This window comes from Photobacterium rosenbergii (genome assembly GCF_003026455.1).
Taxonomy (GTDB): Bacteria; Pseudomonadota; Gammaproteobacteria; order Enterobacterales; family Vibrionaceae; genus Photobacterium; species Photobacterium rosenbergii.
Genome location: NZ_PYMB01000001.1, coordinates 548,952 through 575,442, shown reverse-complemented (window position 1 = coordinate 575,442; position 26,491 = coordinate 548,952). Strand labels below are relative to the sequence as shown.

Here is a 26,491-nt window from a genome sequence, read left to right as displayed (position 1 = left end):
ATCATGATGAAAAAGATACTAACCCTTGCCAGCCTCTTAACATTGAGTGCTTGTAGCAGTTACCAAGTAACAGACAGCAATCAGTTTCCGGCTGATAGCAGCTGGGCCATAATGCCCATGTCCAATCACTCAAGTACCCCACTAGCGGCTGAGAAAGCAGAGCAAATTTTAAGTAGCCAACTCTTTGCGAAAAGCATTGTGGCAGTAAAATATCCTCCTTCGGCTGTCAGTGACTTGCAAAGTATCCTCGATGATTCAGCCAAGCAAAAACAGGCGCAGGCCTGGCTTGCCACACAACCTGTTGACTATGTGATCACAGGCTCAGTTGAGGAATGGCACTATAAAAGTGGACTTGATGGTGAGCCTGCGGTTGGCATTACGCTAGAAGTGAAATCAGCTAAGAGTGGCAAAACATACTGGCAAGCATCAGGTAGCCGTGGAGGATGGGGACGCGAAAGTGTCAGTGGTACAGGTCACATTGTGATCGAAGAATTACTCAGCGGTCTAAATGTTGCATCAAAAGATAACTAGTCTTTAACTGGTTATTTTGATTACAAATAATGGTTGTTTTTTATGGATAAGAAAACCAACAACAAAGCTATTCTCGGTTTTTCAAGAAGCAGCTATGTGTGGATAGAAACCCTCGTCATAGCGCTTCTCTCCATTTACGTATGGGTAGAGTCAGATTCGTTAGCCCAAACGTCCACCGAGCAAAACTTTTTCTGGCCGCTCTTTGGCCCACTACTCATTGCCTTGCGTTACGGCTTTGCGAAGGGGCTTATTTGTGCCTTGTTCACCACAGCTGGACTTGCAACCATTATGAATGCGTCGGGTATGTTGGATTATTACCCACTATCGCTAGCTATCGGTACAATCATGGTCGCGATGATCGCCGGTGAGTTTCATGATTACTGGCATAACATTAATCAGAAACACATCCTTGATCATCAGTACATGGCCCAAAAGCTTGATAGCTTCACTCAGAATTACCACTTACTCAAAGTATCCCATGACCAGTTGGAGCAACGTACTGCCGGACAAACCGTCAGTTTACGTTCCAGTATCAGTGCGTTACATAAAATAGCAGCCAAACACGCTGAACATCGATTGGAGTACCTAGGCCAGCCCTACCTTCACCTCATGGCTGACATCGGAGGGCTTGAAGTCGCTGGAATTTATAAAGTCACCGATGACAAAATTGATACAAAAGCGGCTGCCACAGTTGGCGATCACCATCGATTAATCGAAAACGATGCCATGTTACAAGATATGTTAGCCACCAAAAAGCTACTCTCTCCTGCCAAACTGGAAGCGAACCAGGTGCACCAGTCTCGTTATCAGATTTGTATCCCTCTACTGGATACAAAAGGTACACTTCAAGCCGCGATCATTGCTGAAAATGCAAAATTCTTCATGCTTACCCCTGCCAACGTAGCGCTACTTTCACTTGTCGCCAACTACGCTGCAGATCTGCTCAGTGATGAAATCATTACGCCTATTTTGCAGCCACACCAAAATGATTTATTTATGAATTACCTCAAGCGTGCCAGTTACAACAAACGTCACTATGGTGCGGACAGTTCGGTTGTAGTCTGTTTTGACAGTGCCGGCAAACACCATCAAGAGCTCGATAACACAATTAGTTATCGCCGGGGGGCCGATGTATATTGGTCATGCCGAACGAAGAAAGGCAATGCTGCTCTTGCTGTGTTACTCCCCCTCACTACTGCTTATGAGGCACAGCAATACATTGTTAGGTTACGAGAATTACTTAAGGATCAACTCGGCGAGGATATTAACGACATCGATATTATTGGCCCGCTTTCAATGTCAACGGATAGACCCGAAATTAGAAAGTTAATGAATGAGCTTGGAGCATACGATGAAGACATGGTTATTTCTTCAGACCATAGCCTTTGAGAGCTCTGGCCTATACATCATCATTACACAACCAATGACATCAGCAATGTGGCTAGCGTTTGTGACCACCCATGCATTGGCCTGCTTGAGTTTCGCTGGACTATGTTGGTTAGTTTTACCGAAAAAATACAAAACGCCAGTGACTGGCTCGTTTACTTTTTTGTTTATCTTCAATTTACTATTACCCGTCGCAGGGATGATTGGCACCAGTTTCTCTTTACTCATTGCCCTCTACTTGCCAAGACAAAAGTCCAATATCACATGGCAAGAATGTGAGAAAAGCGATCTACCCCAAAGTCCGGGGGAAATTCTTGGCACCCAATTTGGTTCTGGGGCTCTGCGAGAAATATTGCTACATAACCAAGACCCTGAACGACGACAATTAGCCGTCAATGCTATCAGGCACTTGCCTCGTCAACATGCCGTACCCCTGCTACAACTGGCATTGAAAGATTTAACTGACGATGTTCGGTTACTTGCATATGCGTCTTTGGAAAATATCGAAACTCAAATCAATGAGTCAATTTCGCTGTCAAAAAAGCAATTTGAGTATAAACCTTCAGCGGCAAAGGCCTTTGATATTGCCCAGCAATACTGGGAGCTTTGCTATCTAGGCATTGCTGAGGGTATTTTACGGAGCCACTATTTAGAGCAAGCAGAAAACTACCTCAATCAATCAATCAGTATCAAAATAACCGCATCAGCCAATTTACTCCTCGGGAGAGTCATGCTGCAACAAAAACGCCCAACTGATGCCCTTCCAGCTCTCAAAGCTGCGCTAGATGGTGGGTTGCTTTTAAAACAGGTGGCACCTTACTTAGCAGAGGCTGCCTACATCGCCGGCGATTATGAAACAGCAAAACAATACATTAGCTATTTCCCCGAGCAGAAAGGAAATAAACTTAGCCAGATTAAGGAGTACTGGGGATGACATGGCTCAAGCGGAGAACCAAGGCTGATAATGATGAAGTCGATATTTGCCTTCTACTAGAGGGCACGTACCCATATGTGCGAGGAGGTGTATCAAGTTGGGTACACCAGATTATCTGTGGATTGCCTGAATACCGCTTCCATTTGATTTTCCTAGGTGGACACCCTGACTTTTATGACCAGCCCGCATATGAGTTCCCTGATAACGTTGTTGGCTTTGAGGTGCATTATTTATTATCCAACAAAGGCCATGTAAAACCTTCAGCCCGCTCAGGGAAAAGTAAGCTATTTAATGTCTGGAACCGTTTTCTCGCCTATTTTGAAAAGAAGGGAGAACCTATTCCCGGAGATCTACTATCTGAAGTTTCAGAGTTTCTCGATACCAATGGCAAACTGACACTCCCTGACTTCCTTTATAGTCGAGCATCATGGGAAGTGCTGACAGAAAGATATTTGGAATATGCACCAAGGCAATCCTTTGTCGATTATTTTTGGACATACCGAAATATATACCAACCGCTTTTTGTCTTATCGAAAGTGTCGCAAAACCTGCCTAAGGCCAAATTGTTTCACAGTGTTTCTACTGGCTATGCGGGTTTTTTAGGAGCAATGAGCCGAGAGAAAACCCAAACTCCATTTATACTGACCGAGCATGGTATTTATACCAAAGAGCGAAAAATCGATTTGTCGCAGGCCACATGGATAAAAGACAATCACAGCGTCATAGACATTTCTATGCATAAAGGAGTAGATACCACTCGTAAAACCTGGATTCAGTTTTTCGAACAGTTAGGCTTATCCGCCTACCATCAAGCCGACCATATCGTGGCACTGTTTGAAGGCAACAGACAACGACAACATCTCGATGGAGCGCCAACGGATAAAACTCGCGTGATTGTAAATGGCATTAATACCCAGCGTTTTGAAGATGCATATCAACGGCGCCCTGATAGCCCTCCTATGGTTGTCGGTTTAGTGGGTCGCGTGGTACCCATTAAAGATATCAAAACCTTTATCCGTACTATACGTGGCGCAATAGAAACCCTTCCCACACTCGAAGGTTGGATCATCGGGCCAACTGAAGAAGATAAAGATTATGTCAGAGAGTGTGAATTATTGATTGAAAGCTTAGGGCTCAAAGATAACGTCAAAATGCTTGGCAGCAAGAATGTCGCTGAGATTATGCCTGAGCTCGGTGTCATGATGCTAACTTCCATCAGTGAAGCGCAACCATTAGTGTTACTTGAAGCCATGGCCGCAGGAATACCCTGCATTGCCACTGAAGTTGGAGCATGTCGAGAAATTATCGATGGCGCAGTCGGGGAAGATGCGGAAATAGGCTCTGCGGGCGAAATTATTCCCATCGCTAGCCCGGCAGAAGGTGCACAAGCCATTATTAAGGTACTCAGCGATAAAGACAAATGGCTAGAAGCTGGTGATAACGGCCGCATCAGGGTCAAACGTTATTATGACGAACCTATGATGTATGGGGCTTACCGTAGTTTATACAAGGAGGCAATCAGTGGCCGGCATCGGATTTGAATTAAGGAAAATTCTAAAGAAAAACTCGCTGCTATCTATGCTTGAAGCCTATGGGTTAGCAGGCTTGATAAGCTCAGGGCCCTGGGTGCTCTCAATTCTCGCCTTGCTGACAATCGGTATCATCAGTGTGGGGGTCGTATTCCCAACCTATGTCATCGTCCAGTTTCTGGTCATAGTCACCTATATGATGGCAGGGTCGCTTATCATCAGTGGACTATTCCAACTACTGCTGACCCGCTTTATCTCTGACTTGCTATTTGCCGAACAAGATCATCGAATCGTCCCTAACTTACTTGGCTCTATGTTGGTCACAAGCATAATCGCAGGTCTTCTCGGAGGTACTATCCTTGCTATCTGCAATACCATCACGCCAGCAGAGAAAATCACAATATTCACTTCTTTTATTTTGCTGTCTAATCAATGGTTAATCATCATCTTCCTTAGTGGTATGAAAGAATACTACCGGATCTTTTTCACCATGATGTTCTGCTATGGCCTGATGGTCATTATGAGCATCTTTTTACCGCCTTTCGGTTTGCTTGGATTATTATTGATTTTCTGTTTCTGTCAGGCCATTTTAACTTTTGCTTTTCTGTACCACGTTATCCGAGATTTTCCTGCTAACCAACTCGTGTCTTTTGAGTTTTTAAACTTCAAGAAAACCTTCATCTCCCTAATTTTATGTGGTTTTCTTTATAACCTTGGGGTTTGGCTCGATAAGTTTGTTTTCTGGTTTCGTGATGAAACCTCACATCAGGTCATTGATGTTTTCAGGGCATCTTATATTTATGATTTACCCATTTTTATCGCATACTTGGCCATTGTACCGGGTATGGCCGTGTTCATGCTGAGAATGGAAACAGACTTTGCTGATGCCTGCCTCAAGTTCTATGAGGCCGTCCGTGAGGGCGCAACACTGGATTCTATTTATCTACTGAAAGATAAAATGGTACTTGCTTGCCAACAAAGTATCTATGAGATATTTAAAGTTCAGGGCCTAACATTGGGGCTTTTGATCTTATGGGCAGAAGATATTCTCAATTTTTTGAGCATTGACCTTGCCTACTTACATTTGCTCTATGTCGATTTGGTTGGCGTCAGCCTACAAGTATTGGTCATGGCTATCCTTAACGTTATGTATTATCTCGACAAGCGCTACTCAGCCCTTTTCTTAACGTTATTGATGGCTGCCGGAAACCTTGTTTTGGCCTATATCAGTATCGACTTAGGCCCAACATTTTACGGCTACGGTTTTGCCGTCACTATGTTGGTTACTACCATCATTGGTCTTATCATGCTTGATAGTCAATTTGAAGATCTTGAATACCAAACATTCATGTTGCAGCGCTCATAACCTCAATCACCCTCACCATTTATTCAATGGTGAGGGTTTTTCGGCTCAAAAACCTACAAGATTTTAGTTACTTTTCATCTTTGGTCTTCACAGATGCCATCACATCGGTAAATTTCTCGACTAAATCGATCGGCATAGGGAACACAATGGTCGTTGTTCTATCGTTGGAAATCTCTGTGAGGGTCTGCATATAACGTAACTGTACGGCATTTGGCGACTGATTTAGCACTTCTGCCGCTTCTCGCAACTTAGCTGAAGCTTCAAGCTCACCTGTAGCATGAATCACTTTGGCCCGACGTGAACGCTCAGCCTCTGCTTGACGGGCAAGTGCGCGAACCATACTGTCATCCAAATCGACATGCTTGATCTCTACGTTGGCGACTTTGATCCCCCAATTGTCAGTATGCTGATCCAAGATCCCTTGTAGATCTCGGTTCAATTCCTCACGGGCTGATAACAATTCATCCAGTTCATGTTGACCTAGTACCGAACGCAACGTTGTTTGAGATAACTGACTGGTGGCTTCAAGGTAGTTTTCTACATTGTTGATTGCCATTTTCGGGTCAACAACCCGGAAGTAAACCACCGCGTTAACTTTGACCGAGACGTTATCTCGAGTGATCAAATCTTGAGTTGGCACATCCAATACAATCGTCCGCAAATCAACACGCACCATTTGCTGGATTATTGGGATAATGATGATCAGGCCAGGCCCTTTTACTTGGTAAAATCGACCGAGTAGAAAGACAACCGCACGCTCGTACTCTCGTAGCACTTTGAACATGCTGACAATAAGCACGAATACCAGAACTATTATCGTTGCTAATGAGTATGTGATCATATGATTGATCCTTATAAAAAGGTTATTCCAAGCACATTTGATTTATTTCGTTCGCTGGTTAACTTCCAAACAGAGGCCATTAATCTCCACTACCGTGACCTTGTCACCCTTACTCAGAGGAACGTCACAGTTGGCTTGCCAAATTTCCCCTTCCACTAGCACTCGTCCACTACCAGGAAAACCACTTACTACAACGGCTTCTTGTCCTAACAAGGCTTCCATACCCGTCGTCACCGGTTTCCGCCGCGCTTTGAGTAACAAGCTAAGAATGACAAAAGTAAATACGGCCGAAACGACGGTCAGGCCCACGATTAGCGGTATGGCAATTTGATAACCCGGTATTTCAGTATCCATCAACATCACCGAGCCTAGTGCGAATGCGACTATCCCACCTAAACCAAGTATTCCGAAGCTTGGGCTGAATGCCTCTGCAACCATCAACGCTATCCCGAGCAGCAACAGTCCCAGACCCGCATAGCTCACAGGTAACATCTGTAGGGAGTACATAGCCAATAATAGGCATATACCCCCCAATACACCGGGCAGGCCAACACCTGGGTTGTAGAACTCCAATAGCAGGCCATAAATGCCAATTAGCATCAGAATATAGGCCACATTAGGGTTGGTTATCACAGACAACAACTTAAACCGCCAATCTTGCTCCCTCTCGATATAAGCGACGTCTGAAAGCTCTATTTTTGCTTCGAGTCCATTGATAACTACAGTTCGCCCATTGGACTGGCTGATAAGACCATCTAAGTCAGAAGCGAGAAAATCAATCACGTTAAGCTCTAGGGCTTTTTCTGCATCAATACTTGCAGCCTCGGTAACGGCAGTTTCTGCCCACTCTTCATTTCGACCATGAAGCTTAGCCAGACCACGTATATACGCACGCGCATCATTGATGACTTTTTTCTCCATCGCCGTTTTAGCCGTTACTTTATTGTCGTCGGAATCATCACTAGCCGAATCATCGCTTTCATCACTGGCGTCTTTAGGCTCTTGCTCTTTTCTAGGAGCAAAGGGGTTCTGGCCACCAGAATCATCATCACTTCCCCCTGGAGCCGATATAGATACTGGTGTTGCAGCCCCTAAATTAGTCCCTGGCGCCATCGCTGCAACATGGCTGGCGAGAAGAATATATGTACCGGCGCTAGCGGCTCTTGCTCCTGCAGGACCGACCCAGGTTGCAACAGGTAATGGTGATGTCGTTATTGCACGTATAATGTCACGCATGGAGGTATCCAATCCTCCGGGAGTATCGACTTTGAGTACGATAAAGCTTGCTTGTTCCTTGTGCGCTTGTTCGATTTCTCGTGACACATAGTCACTGGTTGCTGGCCCTATCCCGCCGGATATTTCAATCACCCAAACATTTTGTGCCAGTACAGGCTGACTGAAAAACCAGATGCTGAGTGCAGCTAAAACAGCCAACACTTTCATACACCCTCCTTGCCATGACTGACCAAACTTAAGGATTCTTATAGTTCCAGCCAACCATTGCTGTCCATTAAGGTATTAACCAATTTGTTAATAAGCATAGTTCATTGACTTCATTGACTAACCAACTTTGCTGAAGTGATAGCTAAAAATGGAAAGCATTATTGACAGTAGACAAAAACTCTCAGGCAGCTTGCTAGTTGTCTTGAATGACAGGCTTGTGAAAATTTCATGATGTTTATACTTAACTGAAGAACAATGACAATGTCCTCAGCCAAGTGAGATCACCCTATGCGAGCAGTGCGTCACTCTATGTTGTGTATATGGCTATTTTTAAGTTCTCTCATATCATTTTCACTCCCCTCTATTGCAGCCAGCAATTCCACGGTTAACGTGGGCACATATCACTGTCCCCCCTTTGTTATCGAGAGTGAATCCCAGCCTCCAGAAGGGTTGAGTATTTATCTTTGGCAGCAGATTGCGCTCGAGCTCGGCGTTGACTACAACTACAGCCACCATGAGCTGGGTGAACTACTAGAGCAAGTCAGTGACAATACACTTAACATAGGCGTGTCTTGTATTTCTATTACACCTGAACGTGAAAAAGTGCTCGATTTCTCCCACTCTTTTTATGAGACCCATCTCGCCATCGCGGTCAAACAGCAGGGCTACCTGTCTTCAATTAAAAATATTTTCACCAATACCAAACTATGGTTTGTGCTAGGGATTGCGTTCATTGCCGCAGGCTTTGTCGGTGGTATTTATTACCTTCTAGAACACAGAGTAAATGACAAACTATATTCTATGCGTTCAAAATTCGCCCAGATGGTTGAAGGGTTTATTCTGGGGCTTCTTTTTATAACAAAAGGCCCTTTCAATTATTATGAATTTAAGACCCTAACAGGGAGAGTGCTGACAGTCCTATTGGCTGTATTCACAACGTTTTTTATTGCAAGTATTACTGCCATTCTTGCCAGTACATTTACCTTAGGCTTGATCAGTAGCGATATCAAAGGCCCTAATGATCTGGCTAATCTATCGGTGGGTGCGAAAGCTAAGTCTACTTCCTCTCTATTCTTAACTAGCCATAGCATTGTTCACCGTAGTTATGAATCAACTAATGACTTACTAGAGGCGTTGAATAATAACGAAGTCGAGGCAATCGTTGCTGATGATGCTGTTTTAAAATACCTCATCAAAAAAGCGAAAGAAGAAGGAAGATATAAAGGCCTATCGGTATTACCGTATCAATTTGAAAAACAAAATTACGGTCTGGTCATCGAGAATAACAGCCCTCACAGGGAAAAATTAAACCGAGCACTACTAAAGATCCGTAATAGCCCAGAATGGCGCCAGACCCTCAACAAATACTTTGCCGACAAATAAAAAAAGGGCGCTCATATGAGCGCCAAAAGCCAAGACAACTAAGAGAGTGTAGTTAATTCTGTCTACAGTGGATTATTTCCACTTAAAAAGCCGGCCAAATTTCGATGGGTGATATGACCAACAGTGATCAAATATCGTCATCAGTTCTGGGTTGCCATATTTTGACAAATTAACTGCGTGAAAACGGTTTTTACTTTCTTTAAGCTTCGCAATGCGCTTCATCATTTCATCAGGCTGTGATGGCGCAATAAAATCAGACAACACGATCAAGTCTGCATTTTTATACTTCTCGCTCAGCATCAGTTGTATAGACTGATCAAGCACCGGGCCTAAATCTGTTCCGCCATGGAATGAATAAGAGAGAAAGTTTAACACCTCACTCAAACCATCTTGCTTAGTGAGTTCATAGGTAATTTGCTGGGTCGAGAACATAATGACATAGCAATCCCTGTCTTCAGCAAGGGCAATTTGCATCAAACCGTAAGCTAACGCCTTTGCGCATTGCTCTGGAAAGCCATTCATCGATCCTGATGCATCGATACATACAATAAACGGCCCTTTCTCCTGTTCAACTTGCTTTGTTTGGCGTTTATAGGCTTTTACCCGGCGCAATTTACGCTGTGCGCCTTGTACCTTGTAGTTAAGCAGGCGCTTATCGACTAAGTGCTTATAAAAGACAACTTCCAATTCGGGATAAGCTAAAAACATGGCTTCATTGGGCAGCAGTTTCGATAAGTCGTCACTTTCGTGGATACCCACTATATCATCCGTAACGTTATCGCTTTGTTCCTCGACCATTTTCAGGTCTTCAGACCTTACCCGCTCCTTGTTAGGATCATCGACTTCATTTGCCATCCGGCCAAGCTTTTCAGCAATTTCTTTCAAGCCACTATTTTTTTTCAAGAAATGCGCCATGCTTTTCAGCGTGCTGACGTCAGTTTTAGTCAGCTTAGCCTTAGCCATATCCCACAGGCGCCCTGCCTTGGTTGGATCGCCAGATCCGGTGACCTCTTCCATGTGCTGCATCGTTTCAATACGCTGGTATAAATCAGCAAGCAACTTTTCTTTGTGCTGCTCAAGCTCAATTTGTTGAGCTTCTGTCAGTGCCAACGTCAGATACTTATGCCATTGGCTACAAAAGTAACTTTGAAACATCGGGTTGTGCTTTTGGTGCTCCCGCTCAAGCAGGGTTTTAGCTTTGAAGTAAAAGGCTGAATGACCTTCTAATTGCTTCACCACCTCATCAATGTGATTCAAAAAATCCTCTGATTCCCACTGGCAAGCCTGTTGGTAAAGCTCTATTTCCTGATGAAAGCGCTCTTCAACGCTAACATTGGTCATTCGTTTTTGAACTTGCCCTCGCCATTTCATTATCTGCTTTTTCATCGCAGACTTAATCCCAGGGTTAGATTCTGCCGCAACAATGATCTGTTGCTGCAACATTAATTCTTGTACAGCATTGTCGATGATGCCGGACTCAGATAGCATCAACGCCAAATTTATACCTTCAGAAACCGGCATAAACTACTCTCCCGCTAAGCAAAATACTCAGTCAGATGACTGATACGGAATACATTTTTATCAACCGTTATTTTCAGGTCATGCACTGAATCCGTTGCTTGCGATAAACTCTGCTCAATCCGCTCGGGTAATTGAGGGTCGATAAAGTTATGTGGTAGTGCGCCATGGAAGCTACTGCGGGACACTTTTAGGTTATGCTCAGCATCTAGCACTTTCACTGATGCTCTTTCCGCCATTGCTACCCAATGGGCTTGTTGCTCCTGAGTAATACCATTTTCACCTGCAATACCCACCAATACAGCTCGATTAGCAATATCTTTGATAACCAAACGTTGCTGGGCATCCACTTCAAACTGAAGTCGGCATAGGTGGGCATTCTTATTTACAAATCCATAAATATCACATTGACCGGTTTTGATCTTTTTCTCAAAATCATCACCGTCTACATAAACCCAGCGGCTATCACCATTTTCCTGCTCAGAGACCGATGGGTTTTGTTGTAACATAACAAGCTTAATCATGCGTGAGTTGTGATTGACGGTATAACGTCTCGCGCCACTCAAATCACATTTGAACCATTCTTTACGCATCATTGATTCGCGGCTTAAATTGACCGCTAATTCACTCGCGACTTCTGCATTCACTTCATCGATGATTGTTTGCGCGTCAGTAGCACTGATCTGCGCAGATTCCTGATTGAATGCTTTTTCAATAGCAAAATCGCTCACAATATCTCGGATCACATTGCGTGACTCTGGGCTGTGCCACATACAGTCTTGTAACAGCAACAAATCAAGAGGATTAATCGCATCACGGCCATTGTAGAATGCACTCGCTTTCAGAAGCCTGACCGATTTTTTCCAACGGCGGTCAGAGATATAGAGTTCACTTTCATGCTCATCAATATGCTCTACACCTTCAGCACGTTGCTCTATCATGGTTTTAAGTTGATAGATTTTCTCGAAAATATCTTCAGATAGTTTGATATCTTCAATGTGAGTCTGCCAATCATCGTATTCTTCATCAGTGATCGCCAAGCCGGGCTCAAGCTCTTGGATACTAGGTCCTTCGCCCATCAGCATGGCTTTAAAATTTTGTTTTTCCTGAATACGGTTAACAAACACCCTTACCAACATCCTGTCGTACAAGGCTTCTAAACCGCTATCTTCTTCAGGCAATTCATTGGATGCCGTCACTAGCAGTCGCATTGGCACAGGCAGCACATCTTGACCGTTTTTGAAGGTACGTTCATTGACCACGGTAAGTAAGGTATTAAGAATTGCCGGCCCCGCTTTCCAAATCTCATCAAGGAAAACAACTTGTGCGGTTGGCAGGTAGCCATCAACTAAACGGACATACTTACCGTTGTCTTTTAATTCCTGAATAGAAAGTGGCCCAAATACCTCTTCAGGAGTAGAGAAACGCGTCATTAAATAATCAAAAAACTGGCTATTATCGAAAGCTTGAATTAAACGTTTAGCAATCAAACTTTTCGCAATACCTGGAGGGCCAAGCAGAAACACACTCTCACCAGCAAGCGCCGCAAGAAGACATAACTTAATTGTTTCTTCTCGCTCATATACGCCATTAGATAACGCTTTAATTAATTTCTGAATCCTTTCAGAAACTAGCGCTTTATTTGGCTGCGCTCTTCTCGCCATTGTCAGCATATTTCCGACCTCTTAAGTTGTCATATCCCTGTACTTTCGTACTTATTATGAGGATAGACACAAACCATCAAATGTTACAATATTGTAAACTGAAATATTTTGTTACAGTCTTTATATATCAAAGAGTTTAACCCGCAACCAGAGCTCAATCTTTGTTTTCATAAATGGGACAGGCTTAACATAATGAGGCGCAGTTATGAGGCAAAAACATGACAAAGCGCATAGAAATGCAATTAGTATGTATTTTAACCAGTTTTATCTACAAATTTGATCGCTATTACACAGCAGCATGAGTATTTATTTTTTCAGCAGCCAAATTGAAATTGGTTAATTTTCCATCAAGTAGAGTTCCCCTACTATTAGAAATAAAACTGGTGCAATGACTACGGAAAGTTGAAACGTTCATCAAGAAAAACATGAGAAACGAGAGACTTACGCATAATAATGTCTTTTAGTCAGGCTATTAACATGCATATTTTTCACATTAGTGTCATAAAGCCGTAATAAGATGAGCGCCAACCTTTTCTGGTGTTGTTTGGAGAATAAAATGCTTACCAGAACCACTCTTTGCGCCCTACTTGCCAGTCTTGCTGTCTCGGTTCATGCGAACGAGACTGTTACAGTTACCGGTTCAACGTCTGCTAGTCATATCGTTGAGGTGCTAGCAGAAACCTATTCCAGTGAAAACAAAGATACCCATATCGAAGTTCAAGGTATTGGTTCATCAGCAGGTATCACTGCTGTGAAACAAAATGTCGCAGACCTAGGTATGAGCTCTCGTTACTTGAAAGCTGAGGAAATTAACCCAGACATTATCACTGTGACGATTGCCCATGACGGTATTGCGCTTGTCGTCCACAAAGATAACCCGGTAGCTAACCTGACTAAAGAGCAAGTTGAAAAAATCTACCACGGCGATATTACCAACTGGAAGGAAGTCGGTGGCCCTGACTTGAAAATCGCAGTGGTTAGCCGTGAGAATGCTTCAGGATCGCGCTTTTCCTTTGAAGACTTCATGGGACTTACTCAGCAAATCAAAGGCCAAACCGTTTCAGACATCAACCCTCAGGTACTCGTAGTTAACACTAATGGTACGGTAAAGAGTTTGGTATCACGCAATAAACATGCTCTAGGTTATGTCTCACTGGGCTCAGTTGATGATTCTATCAAAGCACTCGATTTTGAAGGCGTATCACCAACTCTAGAAAATCTGGAGTCAGGAAAATATCAGATTTCTCGACCTTTCTTGATGCTTTATAAAGAGAAGAAAATCAAAGATAGTGCGAAAGCCTTTGTTGATTATGTCACCTCGACGTCTGGTCAAGGTTTGATTGAACAACGTGGTTACGTATCAGTGCTGAATTAATTTTTCAGCGCGCCAGAGCTTATAATAAAGCTCTAAGATCGGGCACAGCTCATTTGAACTGTGCCCTTTGTTTTATTGGACTACAGGGTATTTAAAGGTAGAGCCCCACTCTGTCCACGAGCCATCATATACCGTCAATTGCTTTCTTCCTGCTAGTTCAGCCGCTAACGCTAAAATACAAGCGGTTACCCCAGAGCCACAGCTAAAAATTAACTGCTGATCAGCATCACTAACTGCATCGAAGCGTTGCTGTAATTGTTCTTTAGGTAGAAAACACCCGTCTTTAAGTAACTGACCAAATGGCAAACTCTTGGCACTTGGCATATGACCGCTTCGTACACCCTGCCGCGGCTCTGGCTGAGTGCCATAAAATCGAGCTGCCGCTCGTGCATCAAGCACCTGAACATCCGATTTGTTGAGCACTTGCACCAGTGCATCGCCTTCAATAACCCATTGCGGTTGGTAATCTGACTTGAATTTTCCTTGCTCATACGGCTTCGGCTCGCCACTTTCTATTGTGTTGCCTGCAAGTTCCCAGGCTGGCAAACCGCCATCTAGAACAGCAACTTGCTCGTGCCCCATAGCTCGGAACATCCACCACACTCTTGGCGCAGAAAAGATACCTTGGCTATCGTACACTACAACCGTCGAGTCCGTTGAGATGCCTAGTGCTTCCACTTCTCGAGCAAAATGTTCAGCCTCAGGTAGCATGTGAGGAAAAGAAGCCTCTGGATGAGCAACTTTTTTGTCGAAATCAAAATAACGTGCGCTAGGTATTCGCTTTTGATGCCACTCATTTTCTCCATTTCTCTCTGAGCCAGGTAGGAACCAAGTCGCATCAAGAACAACCAACTGTGGATTCGACAGGTTTTGTACTAACCATGGGACAGAAACAAGTGGCGATGAAATTTTGAGCACTGACATTATTAATCCTTAACTAGTTACTTATTCACAAAGATTTACGCTTCTTGTTTAAAATCACTAGCGATAAATCTCTTCCTTTCGATATTATGAGTTTATTATTGGGTGAGCGTATATAAAGCGCCTACTGATAAACGACGTTTTATACAACAACTAAATAACAACGTTGTTCGCATCCACTTTGTAGAGTCATCCTGCTGTTGTACCAAAGGATTATCAATGAAACAAATTACTCCTGTTTTTTTCGCTTGCCTTTCTGCACTCGCTCCCAATGCATGGGCATACAACTCAGGCAGCTTTTCCTTTTCCATGGACAATGATGGAATTGTTGGTACCGACCAAAATTACACTAATGGTGTTTTCCTCGAATACAATTCTCCCTACATGTCGGATCTAACAGAATCAGCCCCAACACCTATTCGACAGCTTAGTCGTTACTTACCGCTTGAAGAAGGAGTAAAGCAAGGCTGGAGCTTCACTCTGGGTCAACAAATGTGGACACCAGAAGATATTGAATCAGTTGAACCACCTGAAAATGAACGTCCATATGCTGGCTTGTTATTTTTAGAAACCAGTGCTTATCAATACACCCCTACTTTTGTCGATAAGTTTAGCCTGATGCTGGGTGTTGTTGGGCCCAATTCATTTGCCGAACAAGGGCAAAAATTCATTCATGACATTGTTGGTTCCGATGAACCAATGGGCTGGGATTACCAAATTGAAAATTCGCTAGTTTTTAACTTGGGCTATCAAGGCCATCGTCTACTTACCCGTAAGCAGGCTTATTGGCTTGATGATTATGATTTAAGTGGTGTTGGCAGAATAAACGTAGGTAATTATCAAAGTGAATTAGCAGTGGGTGGTGTAGCCCGTTGGGGTAAAGATTTGGCAGGCAACTTTGGTACTACCGGCTTTTCTCCAGGTAATTTCGTTGATATCGGCGTGCTATCCTCCAGTTCATCAGGGTACTTTCTGTTCACAGGCATTGAAGGCCGATACCGTTTCAATGATATAACCATCGAAGGTGACCGCCCGAGTGAAGTCCCTGATACCAAAGTTGAGCATTGGCAAGCAACAGCTGTCATTGGTGGGATCTATTATCAACCTAAATGGGGTGTTAGCCTAAGCTTTGCAACGAATACTGCAGAATTTAAAGAAGCCAAGCATCGTTCAAACTCCAACGGTTCATTAGAGCTATTCTGGCGACTCTAAACACACTCTCACTTTAACCTTTTGGGTTACCCTGTCACCGGGTGAGCAAAAAGCACTGTTTTCACAGTGCTTTTTCATTTCAAATTACGCGACAGATTGAACTAAGGCAGAGATACCCTGCTCTTCAAATGTCTGCTTTTCAGCCATCGTTGTTATCTCTTCAGGGCTATAAACCGTCCCGTCGTAAACAACGACCATACTGATATCACCCGACTTCAAGAATGTGGTCTCACCAAATTCTGTGTAACGTGTCGCACCAATACTGATAACAGCCTTTGACGGATACTCTGCACCTTCAAGGAAACCAGCAATGTTTTCTGTCGGGCCAACATCTTGCTGGTTATTCATTCGGTCAACAATCCAATCCAGCAACTTTTCATGGAAATAGCTATAACCCACCACTGGACTATCTTCACCATAACGGGAAGTCGTCTCGCCACGTTTGTGGAAACTCGCGATACGGAAATTATCCAGTTTGCCACCCTCACTGAGGTTATCTACCGTGATCACTTGAGATGAAATCCCTTTGGTATTCGGCCCCCAGTTTTTCTTCTCACTGATCTTCTTCGCATTCGGTTTGCGGATTGAGCAGTCATTATAGGCAGCGAAGCCTTGTGGCTTGATCGCAACAACTTTGTTGTCCTGATATTCGATATCACAAATCAGTGCGACTTCAGGTTCAATTTGCAGATTATCAGCATCATTAGGAGGAATAATCGCATCAGAAGACAATGGATAGGTTGATAAAAAACCTGCTTTATCTGATGGGACATAAAACGGGAAAATGGCTTTAGGCTGTACCGCCTCTTTCACTTCAACCGCTAAAAAATCTTTATCTTCACCGGCTTGTTCTAGGTGACCAGCAAAGTTACCTGCTACCCCAAAACCAATAACGTGCTTGTAAGTCATAAACTGCAACTCTTTGTTATTACTCAATATCAGACAGCAGTATAACGTGCTACACCAACAATCACGAACAGTAGATGACAAGGGTTTGCATTAGATCAAAATTCTCCTTTTTTAGCCTTAATTAATTGACCAGAGACATGAATGCAATGACCAATATCACACGAAGCAATTTTTTGATTGGAATAATAAAAGAAAGTCATTAACATACCCTTTATAAAAACAATGTACATTAATGTACAGGAAGTATGTTGAGTAATAATTCACCACGAATCATCACTTGATGGTAAATCATTGACTACGCATAAAAAGAACAATAAAAGGATCTTATGAAGAATCAAATCACCCCAGTTGCGCTAGCTCTGGCAGTTGCATTCACAGCACCCACTTTTGCCGAAGAACCACAGATCAGCACCAAAATACTTAATGGTGAAGAAGCGAGTAAACTCTCTTCTGATCTATTAATTCCGTGGCAGGCAGCCTTGTTAAGTAAACCGGACATATTCGGTAAATCCAACTCTTCATGTGGAGCGGTTGTCATTAGTGAATATTGGGCTGTTACTGCAGCACATTGTATCTTAGATGAAAATGGCTTAGAGCATTATTGGCTTGGAGATTCATTAGTTGCAGGCACAACGGCAATTGATAACAGGAATTCTAATGCCGATAGCATCGATGAAATGTATAAGTTTGAAATTGAGAAATTCATCACTCATGAACATTACTCAACAGACTCTTCTTTTAAATTCAAAGCCGATAACGACATTGCATTAATTAAAGTCAAAGAGTCACTTTATAGTGTTGCTAAACCTATCAAGATCGCAACGCCGGACGAGCAAAGTGACGCAAAAACGCAATTCGACCAAACATGGAACCCAGCAGGTTATTCCAAGGCAAACCTAATTGCTTCTGGCTGGGGGTATACTGAGCCTGACTTTGAACAGCCAGATGAGTTACGAGTCGTAAAACTTGGTGGAATTCCTATGGAGCACTGTCAGGCAGATTTCTACGACTTTTCTGATGAGTCACACTTTGTTTGTGCCGACAGCAATAGCCCAGCCATCAAAAAAGACGTGTGTGGCGGTGACTCTGGCGGACCACTTATTTGGCAAGATCCTTTAAAAATCAATGAAAGCGATTTTGGTCTGCGAGTTATTGGCGTCACAAGTAATGGTCCAAGCTGCAAAGAAAAAGAAGCAGGTAACCCTAATGCCCAGTTAAACGGGCTTTATACCGAGCTTGCCTCATATTACGAATGGATTGAATCGAGAACAGGCTTAGACCTCGCTTCACAAACCACCCCAACCTTCATCGTTGACCCATTTGTAAAAGTAAGCGACCCACAAAATAAAACAGGCTCTAGCTCTGGCGGGTCAGGCGGTGGTAGCTTACCCGTGTCCGGGTTATTAGGTTTATTCGTGCTTGGTTTGTGTAGAAGAACCAAAAAATAGTTCTGACAATAACCAGTATTTTCATAAAATCAGAATTGCATAAGGCCCCACTTCCAGTAGTAGTGGGGCCTTATTTTATTTGGCATTATAACCACCCAATAGAATTTAAATTCAACAATACTTCATAATTTCACTTCAAGGCAGAACAAAACTTATCATGCAAAGCAATTTTTTGATTGGAGCCATCAGAGAAATCGATTAGTATCATCGCCATTAAAAACACTGTTTAATTATTTTGATAAATAACCGAAATATAAAACAGGTGGTTATATTTCTGATTCACCATAAGTAGAAAACAACGATTCTAGGATTTTATGAACAAAACATTAGCCCCAATTGCATTGTTACTGGCAAGTACAGCTAGCTTTTCTTCGCTTGCAGACACTGCGCAAGTGCAGACACGAGTTTTGAATGGTCAAGATGCCACGACCCTATCCGAAAACTTAATCGCTCCTTGGCAAGCTTCGATGCTTGCAGAATCTGATAGCAGTGATTATTCGGCAGCAATGTCAGCTTGTGGTGCTGTTATCATCAGTGAATTCTGGGCAGTAACAGCAGCTCACTGCGTAGTTAAACATGATCTTACTCCTGTTGCTTTTATTGGTAACACCTTGATTGCTGGTACCAATATAATAAAAAACACAACTCAGGACGCAAAGAATATTGACCCTAGATTCAAGTTCACCATTGTAGAAAAGATCTATCATAAGGGCTACGTAGGTGCTGAAGAGCCAATCTTTAAAGCAGACAATGATATCGCCTTGCTTAGGGTTAATCGTTCATTCCTAGAAAACGGATTAGCTAAACCGATTAAAATAGCGACTCCTGAAGAACAAACCGCCATTAACCAGGAATTCCAAAACACATGGAATACAGGTGCTTATTCAAAAGCTAACCTCATTGCCTCTGGTTGGGGTAGCTCAGAACCTGAATACAAGACACCTAACAACCTGAGGATTGTAAAGCTTGGTGGTATTCCTATTAGCCAGTGCAATACCGGTTATCAGTTCGATCCGCAACAATCCCATTTTGTTTGCGCTGATAGTAACAGCCCTGCGATAAAAAAAGACGTATGTGGTGGTGACTCAGGTGGGCCATTGGTATGGCAGAACCCTAATAATTTGAGTGACTCAGACTTAGGTCTTCGAGTGATTGGTGTCACCAGTAATGGACCAACCTGTAAATTAAAGCAAGAAGGCCTAGCTGGAGCACAACAAAACGGTTTATACACAGAGTTATCTAGCTATTACAAGTGGATAGAAGCTAATACTGATTTAAATTTAAGTGAAGTCCAAACTTCAACTTTCACTGTGGATCCATTTAAGGTAGTTAAAGAAGACAAACCTGACAGTAAAGGTAACGAAGGCACCAGCACCCAAAGCGGTTCTAACAAAGGCGGGTCAGGCGGCGGTAGCCTACCGCTATCTGGCCTAGTCAGCTTGGCTGCCCTTGCCTTGCTTCGCCGCAACTATAAATAATCAATGAAGTAATTAGAGCTTCATTGGCACATAAAAAAAGCTCCCATCTGGGAGCTTTTTCTTTACCTGATACTTAGCATTACGCTACAGCGTTACTCATCATCAAGCGGAATCAACTTAGTTGAACCACCATGGAATTTCTCACGGCGACGCTGTACCAGTGCGAAGAAGCCAGGGATTAAGAAGGTACCTGCCAACAACACACATAGCAGTCCACCGGTTAGGGAAATACCCAACGAGTTCTGGCTGATGTGACCTGCACCATTAGCAAAGATCAGAGGTAGAATACCGAGGATAAACGACCAAGACGTCATGTTTACCGCACGGAAACGAAGCTTACCACCACGTACTGCAGCTTGCTCGATATCCAACTCTTTCTCTTCACGCTCAATCTTAGCGAACTCAACAATCAGGATGGCGTTCTTAGCTGCAAGTGCAATCAAGAGAACCAAACCGATCTGCGCATACAAGTTCAACGGCGTGCCGGTCAATGCTAGCGCCAAGAATGAACCCAAGGTCGCCACCGGTACTACCAAGATGATTGCCAGAGGAATACTCCAACTCTCGTACTGGGCCACCATGAACAGGTAAATAAACACAAGTGCTAGTGCGAAAGCATAGATTGCTTGGTTACCCGCTTTAACTTCCTGGTAAGCCATACCGGTCCATTCGTACTGGTAGCCCTGAGGAAGAACTTCTGCTGCTACACGCTCCATGGCTGCGATTGCGTCACCACTTGAGTAACCCGGCGCTGGACTACCCTGAATAACCGCAGAACGGTACATGTTGTAACGCCATGCAACGTCTGGTTCAAATACCTGCTCAACCGTCGTAATGGTACTTAGCGGGATCATCTCACCAGATGCTGAACGTACGTGGAAGCGCTGCAAAGCATCTAGACCATCACGGTAGTCACTGTCAGCCTGAACGGTTACACGGAAGTTCTTACCGTATAGAGTAAAGTCATTCACATACATTGAGCCAAGGTTACCCTGTAGCGTCTGGAAGATTTCCGTTAGTGGAATACCCAGTTGCTTGGCTTTAACACGGTCAACATCAATGTAGTAGTGAGGTACGTTTGCACGGAATGTACTAAAGGTAAATTGGATCTCAGGTTGCTGGTTAGCCGCCTGAATCATTTCACCCATGACATTTGCAAGATCTGTTCGGCTTCGGCCCAAGGTATCTTCAAGCACAAACTCGAAACCATCAGCCGCACCCATACCCGGAACCGCTGGAGCACCCATTGCAAAGACAATCGCTTCAGGAAGCTCCATTGCCGCACGACCATTTACACGGTTCGAAATAGCAAAAGATGAGTGATCCCCTTCCATTGCATTTCGCTCATCCCACTCTTTCAACTTAATGAACAGGGAAGCACCGTTTGAGGCAGCGGCACCTGTCATGAATGCATAACCGTTTGCAACGGTAATACCTTCAATACCCGGTTCGTCGGCAAGGATCTCCTGAAGTTTTTCAGTTGTTTCTTCAGTACGAGATAGAGAAGCCGAGTCAGGTAGCTGAACGTTTACCAGCAAGATACCCTTATCTTCCGTCGGTACAAACGCCGTAGACGTTGTTTTCGACAGGAAGGTTACCGCACCTACAGCAAGTACGAAGAAGGTCACAAGCAAAGCAACTTTACGTACCATGAAGCCAGCAATAGCGCCGTACTTCATCGTTACCTTATCAAGACCACGGTTAAAGACTTCAAACCAACGAGCTGTGTTGTCACCACCTTGCTTCAGCACCAAAGAACAGAGTGCCGGAGAAAGTGTCAATGCGTTGATAGAAGAAATGATTACCGAGATACAAATCGTTAGTGCGAATTGGCGATACATGATGCCGGTGATGCCTGGCAGCATGGCTACAGGTACGAATACCGCTAGAAGTACCAATGTTGAGGTCACAATCGGACCTGTTACTTCCTTCATCGCAATAAGCGTAGCTTTCGCAGGCGTCAGGCTTGGGTCGCGTTTCATATTGGTATCGACCTGTTCGATAACCAGAATCGCATCATCCACCACGATGCCGATGGCCAGTATCAAACCGAACAAGGTAACGGTGTTAATGGTAAACCCAGCAGCCAGCATAATCGCGAAAGTACCAATAAGCGATACTGGAATCGCAACAACCGGGATCAAGGTCGAGCGTACGCTACCTAGGAACATGTAGGTTACAGCGATTACCAGCAAGATTGCCTGGATCAAGGTAACCACAACACCTTTGATAGATTCGGCAACGAAAAGGGTTGTATCGTAACTGGTCTCGTACTCCATGCCCTCAGGGAAGTCGACACTCAAACGCTCAAGTAAGTCCATGACCGCTTGGCCACTTTCCAGTGCGTTGGCATCAGACTGAAGGTTTAGTGCAACGATAGAAGCATCCTGGCCACGGAACATACCGTTACCGCTGTAGAACTTCTTACCTAGTTCAACACGCGCGACATCCTTAAGGTAAACCATAGAACCGTCGTTGTTAGCACGCAGAACCACGTTCTCGAATTCTTCAACAGTCTCTAGTCGACCTTTAGTTACCAGGTTGAACTGCACTTCCTGAGGATTGTTGTAAGGTGCGGCACCGACCTGACCAGCAGCTACCTGAACGTTCTGCTCAGCGAGTGCAGCATTAACATCAGACGTCGTTAGGTTAAGGTTGGCCATTTTCTCAGGGTTTAGCCAAACACGCATTGCGTATTCGCCACCACCGATAACATTAACCTCACTGATACCCGTAACACGCGCCAACTGATCTTTAACATTCAAGTTAATGTAGTTGATCAGGAACTGGTCATCATACCTACCATCAGGCGAGTAGAAGTTAAGTACCATCAACAAGTCAGGCGAACGTTTCTTAACCGTCACACCAACCATACGTACTTCAGCAGGCAGCTTGGACTCGATTTGAGAAACACGGTTCTGAACGTTAACCTGTGCCATATCGGGGTCTGTACCGATATCAAAAGTCACGTTCAAGTTATATGAACCATCGTTGGCACTCTTAGAAGACATGTAAATCATGTTTTCTACACCATTGACCGATGCTTCAATTGGGTCGGCTATCGCCTCTTCAACGGTTTCAGCACTTGCACCAGAGTAGAAGGCTGTTACACCAACGGATGGCGGACTGATTTTGGGATATTCAGCCACAGGCAGGTTAAGTACGGCTATCGCACCCGCCAGTGTTAGAATAATCGAAATGACCAGCGCGAACTTGGGACGCTGGATAAAAAAGCGACTCAGCATGATTACTCTTGCGCCCCTGTTTCTTCAACTCTTACTGTCACACCGTTACGGACACGCTGAAGACCTTTGGTCATTACAACGTCATCATCGTTGATACCTTCCGCGATGATGATACCGTGCTCGGTCTGAGGACCAAGAACAACATTGCGGCGCTCAGCCACATTACCTTCAGCTAGAACCATGACAAAATCGCCTTCTAGGTCACTCTGAACAGCACGGCGTGGGATCACGATACGTTTGACAGGCTCTTTCTCACGTAGGAATACTTGAACATGCTGACCTGGAAGCAGAGACTGCTCTGGGTTGGCAAAGCTAGCGCGCATTGCAATAGTACCGGTCTGAAGATCGATACGGTTACCAATAAAGTCAACCTTACCCAATTCGCTATATTCTTTGCCATTAGTTAGCGTCAATACAACTTCAACATCGCCCTGCCCTTCGCCTGCACCGTCTAAGCTGTCGATGCCAAGATTCAGACGTTCACGTTCACTCACGTTAAAAGAGGCTTGCATTGGGTCAAGGCTAACCAAAGTGGTCAATACACCTGAGCTTGGCGAAACAAGATCACCAATACTGGCCTTGCTATCACTGATACGGCCTGTAAATGGAGCGGTGATCTTAGTAAATGACAAATCAACTTCTGCAGACTTCAACTGCGCATTGGCTGATTTAACCTGCGCTTCAGCACTTAGCTTTTCTGCGGTTAGGCGGTCAAATTCAGATTGGCTAATACTGCCCCGAGGCAAAAGGTTCTGACCACGTTTCCAGTCTAGATTCGCGCGCTCCAATGTTGCTTCAGCTTGGGCAATAGCAGCCACAGCACTTGCTACACGAGCCTCATAGGCGGCAGGTTCAATTTCAAATAGCACTTGCCCTTTTTCAACTGTTTCACCCTCATTAAACGAACGTGATTTAAGGTAGCCTGAAACTTGAGCTGTGATGGCCACATCTTCTAAAGCTTCAGTCCTACCAACAAATTGCTTGCCCTGTTGGTAATCGATCACAGTAACAGGCTGAACTGCAACTAGCGGAACCATTCCCCCTGCTGGACCAGACGACTTATCGCCACAACCAACAAGCAGACTAGCGCTTATCAGTGTCGCTAACATAAGTTTTTTATTCATATTGCCGACCATCTTAAATTTATGTAAAAACTACGCTTAAAATTTGTTATATTCAGTTACTCAGGCTATCGCTAAATGGCTAATCATTCTAGTGAAATCAGAGTAAGTTGAGATTATTTAAGGTTTCAAAAAAAACTAACATTATAGTTCGCATAAACTAGCATTATGCCTTTAATCCAAGCTGAACAGTTATGTGTATTGAAACATTTTCACCAAGCAAGTGTTTCAAATTATTTCAAACCTTATAATTTTGTGTTTTCATAGTAGCTAGAAAAAGATATCACTACAAGTCAGTGACTTAGAGATAGCATATATACCTAGAAAGAATATCTAATATGGACTATTTCCCGATTTTCCTCTCTGTTAATCAGAGAAAAGTAACAGTTATAGGCGGAGGCGAAGTTGCTTGCCGAAAAGTAGACTTACTTCGTAAAGCTGACGCATCCATTACTGTTGTTTCACCCAAGCTTCACAACCATCTAGCCGCATTAGTAAACAATGGTCATATTGATTGGAAAAATAAGTCCTACGAAAAAGGTGATCTAGAAGGTGCATATCAAGTTTGGGCTACAACAGATATTCCTGCTCTGAATCATCAAGTCCATAAGGATGCAACAGACCTAGGCATCTGGATAAATGTAGTCGATGATAAAGAGTATTGTGACTTCATTACCCCTTCCATGATCGATAGAAGCCCAATTCAAGTTGCGGTATCGAGTGGAGGCGCCTCTCCCGTTCTTGTTCGTTACCTTCGAGAAAAACTAGAAACACAACTGCCGCACAACCTTTCACTTCTTGCAGGTTATGCTGGCGAGCAAAGAGAGCGTATAAAAGAGACCTATTCGACCGTTGACGAGCGACGTAAGTTCTGGGAACTGTTTTTCCGTCACCCAGCAGTAGAACAAGCCAAAACAAAGGAAGAGCTTGAGTGTGTCTTTGTAGAACTACTTCAGTCCAAACATGCCCCTCAGGCAGCTTTGTATTTGATAGAAACAGGCACAGACACTGAAATGCTGACATTGAAAGCATTACGCTTAATGCAGCAAGCCGAGTTTGTTCTCTACCCCGGTAAAGTGGGTTCGTTGGAAGGCGCTGATGATGCTTTTGTTGATTTGTGCCGACGAGATGCCGATCGAGAGCCGTATAGTGAAGAGTCATTAAAGACCCAAGTGCAACAATTACTTGATGAAGGACTGAGGGTGTGTGTTCTCGCCCCCAAGCCAGAGGCCGCAAACTCATTGCAACCACTTATCAAAGCGTTCAACGGTCTTTACGTCCCTAGCTTGTAATCTTGCGACATTCACATGCGAAAAAAGCCGCTGATGCGGCTTTTTTCAAAATTAGTCTGGCGTTTATTCTGCTGTCGCAAGGCTTCCCTCTGGTTTAGCCAACTTCTGCTGCAACCACAAACCTGATGCTTTCATTGTATAACCAAAGACAATACCCAGTACTAGCGAAGGCACGACCAACTGCCAATCTCCGGCAGCCGCAAATGTTGCACAAGAACCGATAAAGGTACCAGGGATAAAGCTCAGCCAAGCTTGTTTTGCCTGAACACACATAAAGAAAGCGACAACAGCAGTAATGACATAGCCGATGATCTCAATCCCAACGGAGGTTGAGAGATGGATAATGACCATAGCCCAAAACACACCACTCATAGTGGTCGCTAGACTCAGCAACAGTCCCTTAGGCCCATCTTTTGGAGATGCAAAATATGCCGTACAGCCTAGAAAACCTGCCCAACTAAGCAAACCAAGTGATACTGCAACCCATCCCCATATCCCTGAGAGAATTCCAGTTGTAATAGCAATAGCGACCAAGGTAGACATCATTCATTTCCTTAATTGGACTGTTAAGGAAACAGTTTAAGGAACAAATGAAAGCATTAAAGTGGCATCGATCACACTTTTAATGCAACAAAAACAAATTGCATTAAAAGCAAATACTTCCCACCACTAATTTTAATTAAAATTCAATAGTTTATTTAAATCACAATAAAACCTCAGCTTCCGATGAAATCCATTACAAAACTCAATGTTTCCTATGAGAAACAAAATAAACACTTCAGGTCACACTTTTTTGTGGGAAAAAGAAGGTTTGATTTCAGCTAATAGGGCCAGCTTTGCTAATAGTGAGCTAAATCTCTCTATAATTAAGCGTGTTTAGTATGGTAATCCCTGA

General features: G+C 43.8%; 20 protein-coding genes. 11 read left to right on the top strand and 9 right to left on the bottom strand.

All coding sequences use genetic code 11. The annotated features are described in order from the left end of the window. Positions 1-6 precede the first annotated feature (6 nt). Genes C9J01_RS02805 through pelG form a run of 5 tightly spaced genes read left to right on the top strand, consistent with a single transcriptional unit; the run spans position 7 to position 5,746 of the window. The gene (locus tag C9J01_RS02805; protein WP_237156847.1) at positions 7-531 is read left to right on the top strand and encodes a hypothetical protein; all 525 of its coding nucleotides are present in this window, start codon (positions 7-9) and stop codon (positions 529-531) included. A 42-nt stretch (positions 532-573) separates the two neighbouring features. Further along, on the top strand, positions 574-1,920 hold the full coding sequence (locus C9J01_RS02800; RefSeq protein WP_107296575.1) for a PelD GGDEF domain-containing protein: 1,347 nt from the start codon (positions 574-576) through the stop codon (positions 1,918-1,920). Further along, positions 1,883-2,851 carry a HEAT repeat domain-containing protein gene (locus tag C9J01_RS02795; protein WP_107296574.1) on the top strand — a complete coding sequence of 323 codons (969 nt, stop codon included), beginning with the start codon at positions 1,883-1,885 and terminating at the stop codon, positions 2,849-2,851. Before C9J01_RS02800 ends, C9J01_RS02795 begins: the two co-directional genes overlap by 38 nt. After that, positions 2,848-4,392 carry a GT4 family glycosyltransferase PelF gene (gene pelF / locus C9J01_RS02790; RefSeq protein WP_107296573.1) on the top strand — a complete coding sequence of 515 codons (1,545 nt, stop codon included), beginning with the start codon at positions 2,848-2,850 and terminating at the stop codon, positions 4,390-4,392. The genes C9J01_RS02795 and pelF overlap by 4 nt, the downstream gene beginning before the upstream one ends. After that, positions 4,373-5,746 (top strand): exopolysaccharide Pel transporter PelG, encoded by a 1,374-nt coding sequence (gene pelG / locus C9J01_RS02785; protein WP_107296572.1) that lies wholly within the window; start codon positions 4,373-4,375, stop codon positions 5,744-5,746. Before pelF ends, pelG begins: the two co-directional genes overlap by 20 nt. Before the next feature lie 67 nt (positions 5,747-5,813). Here pelG and C9J01_RS02780 read toward each other — a convergent pair whose 3' ends face one another. Together C9J01_RS02780 and C9J01_RS02775 are read right to left on the bottom strand one after the other, a co-directional pair. Continuing rightward, the gene (locus tag C9J01_RS02780) at positions 5,814-6,587 is read right to left on the bottom strand and encodes a slipin family protein (protein ID WP_107296571.1); all 774 of its coding nucleotides are present in this window, start codon (positions 6,585-6,587) and stop codon (positions 5,814-5,816) included. 42 nt (positions 6,588-6,629) lie between these two features. Continuing rightward, the gene (locus C9J01_RS02775; RefSeq protein ID WP_107296570.1) at positions 6,630-8,030 is read right to left on the bottom strand and encodes an NfeD family protein; all 1,401 of its coding nucleotides are present in this window, start codon (positions 8,028-8,030) and stop codon (positions 6,630-6,632) included. A 288-nt stretch (positions 8,031-8,318) separates the two neighbouring features. Between C9J01_RS02775 and C9J01_RS02770 the strand changes: the two genes are divergently transcribed. Beyond that, positions 8,319-9,413, top strand: coding sequence for a transporter substrate-binding domain-containing protein (locus C9J01_RS02770; protein ID WP_107296569.1), 1,095 nt, complete (start codon positions 8,319-8,321; stop codon positions 9,411-9,413). 72 nt (positions 9,414-9,485) lie between these two features. On the opposite strand, the gene viaA is transcribed toward C9J01_RS02770, so the two are convergent. Both viaA and C9J01_RS02760 read right to left on the bottom strand, forming a co-directional pair. Continuing rightward, a complete protein-coding gene (viaA, locus tag C9J01_RS02765) occupies positions 9,486-10,934 on the bottom strand; it encodes an ATPase RavA stimulator ViaA (protein WP_107296568.1) in 1,449 nt (482 codons plus the stop codon). 14 nt (positions 10,935-10,948) lie between these two features. Continuing rightward, positions 10,949-12,604 (bottom strand): ATPase RavA domain-containing protein, encoded by a 1,656-nt coding sequence (locus tag C9J01_RS02760; protein WP_107296567.1) that lies wholly within the window; start codon positions 12,602-12,604, stop codon positions 10,949-10,951. A gap of 547 nt (positions 12,605-13,151) precedes the next feature. On the opposite strand from C9J01_RS02760, the gene C9J01_RS02755 reads away from it, so the two are divergent. Continuing rightward, positions 13,152-13,970 (top strand): phosphate ABC transporter substrate-binding protein, encoded by an 819-nt coding sequence (locus C9J01_RS02755; RefSeq protein ID WP_107296566.1) that lies wholly within the window; start codon positions 13,152-13,154, stop codon positions 13,968-13,970. A gap of 72 nt (positions 13,971-14,042) precedes the next feature. Here the strand turns inward: C9J01_RS02755 and C9J01_RS02750 are convergent, their stop codons facing one another. Further along, entirely contained in the window at positions 14,043-14,894 is an 852-nt protein-coding gene (locus tag C9J01_RS02750) for a sulfurtransferase (protein WP_107296565.1), read from the bottom strand. A gap of 216 nt (positions 14,895-15,110) precedes the next feature. Here C9J01_RS02750 and C9J01_RS02745 point away from each other — a divergent pair, with 216 nt between their 5' ends. After that, entirely contained in the window at positions 15,111-16,103 is a 993-nt protein-coding gene (locus C9J01_RS02745; RefSeq protein WP_107296564.1) for a lipid A deacylase LpxR family protein, read from the top strand. Positions 16,104-16,187: 84 nt separating this feature from the next. On the opposite strand, the gene C9J01_RS02740 is transcribed toward C9J01_RS02745, so the two are convergent. Further along, a complete protein-coding gene (locus C9J01_RS02740) occupies positions 16,188-17,012 on the bottom strand; it encodes a DUF5718 family protein (RefSeq protein WP_107296563.1) in 825 nt (274 codons plus the stop codon). Positions 17,013-17,338: 326 nt separating this feature from the next. On the opposite strand from C9J01_RS02740, the gene C9J01_RS02735 reads away from it, so the two are divergent. Next, positions 17,339-18,460, top strand: coding sequence for a S1 family peptidase (locus C9J01_RS02735; RefSeq protein ID WP_107296562.1), 1,122 nt, complete (start codon positions 17,339-17,341; stop codon positions 18,458-18,460). A gap of 314 nt (positions 18,461-18,774) precedes the next feature. Continuing rightward, positions 18,775-19,938, top strand: coding sequence for a S1 family peptidase (locus tag C9J01_RS02730; protein WP_107296561.1), 1,164 nt, complete (start codon positions 18,775-18,777; stop codon positions 19,936-19,938). Positions 19,939-20,030: 92 nt separating this feature from the next. On the opposite strand, the gene C9J01_RS02725 is transcribed toward C9J01_RS02730, so the two are convergent. Together C9J01_RS02725 and C9J01_RS02720 are read right to left on the bottom strand one after the other, a co-directional pair. Then, the gene (locus tag C9J01_RS02725; RefSeq protein WP_107296560.1) at positions 20,031-23,183 is read right to left on the bottom strand and encodes an efflux RND transporter permease subunit; all 3,153 of its coding nucleotides are present in this window, start codon (positions 23,181-23,183) and stop codon (positions 20,031-20,033) included. 2 nt (positions 23,184-23,185) lie between these two features. Further along, the gene (locus tag C9J01_RS02720) at positions 23,186-24,307 is read right to left on the bottom strand and encodes an efflux RND transporter periplasmic adaptor subunit (RefSeq protein WP_107296559.1); all 1,122 of its coding nucleotides are present in this window, start codon (positions 24,305-24,307) and stop codon (positions 23,186-23,188) included. A gap of 335 nt (positions 24,308-24,642) precedes the next feature. On the opposite strand from C9J01_RS02720, the gene C9J01_RS02715 reads away from it, so the two are divergent. Continuing rightward, positions 24,643-25,596 (top strand): precorrin-2 dehydrogenase/sirohydrochlorin ferrochelatase family protein, encoded by a 954-nt coding sequence (locus tag C9J01_RS02715; RefSeq protein ID WP_107296558.1) that lies wholly within the window; start codon positions 24,643-24,645, stop codon positions 25,594-25,596. Between the two features lie 63 nt (positions 25,597-25,659). Here C9J01_RS02715 and C9J01_RS02710 read toward each other — a convergent pair whose 3' ends face one another. Then, on the bottom strand, positions 25,660-26,139 hold the full coding sequence (locus tag C9J01_RS02710; RefSeq protein WP_107296557.1) for a DUF1097 domain-containing protein: 480 nt from the start codon (positions 26,137-26,139) through the stop codon (positions 25,660-25,662). Between the last annotated feature and the right edge of the window lie 352 nt (positions 26,140-26,491).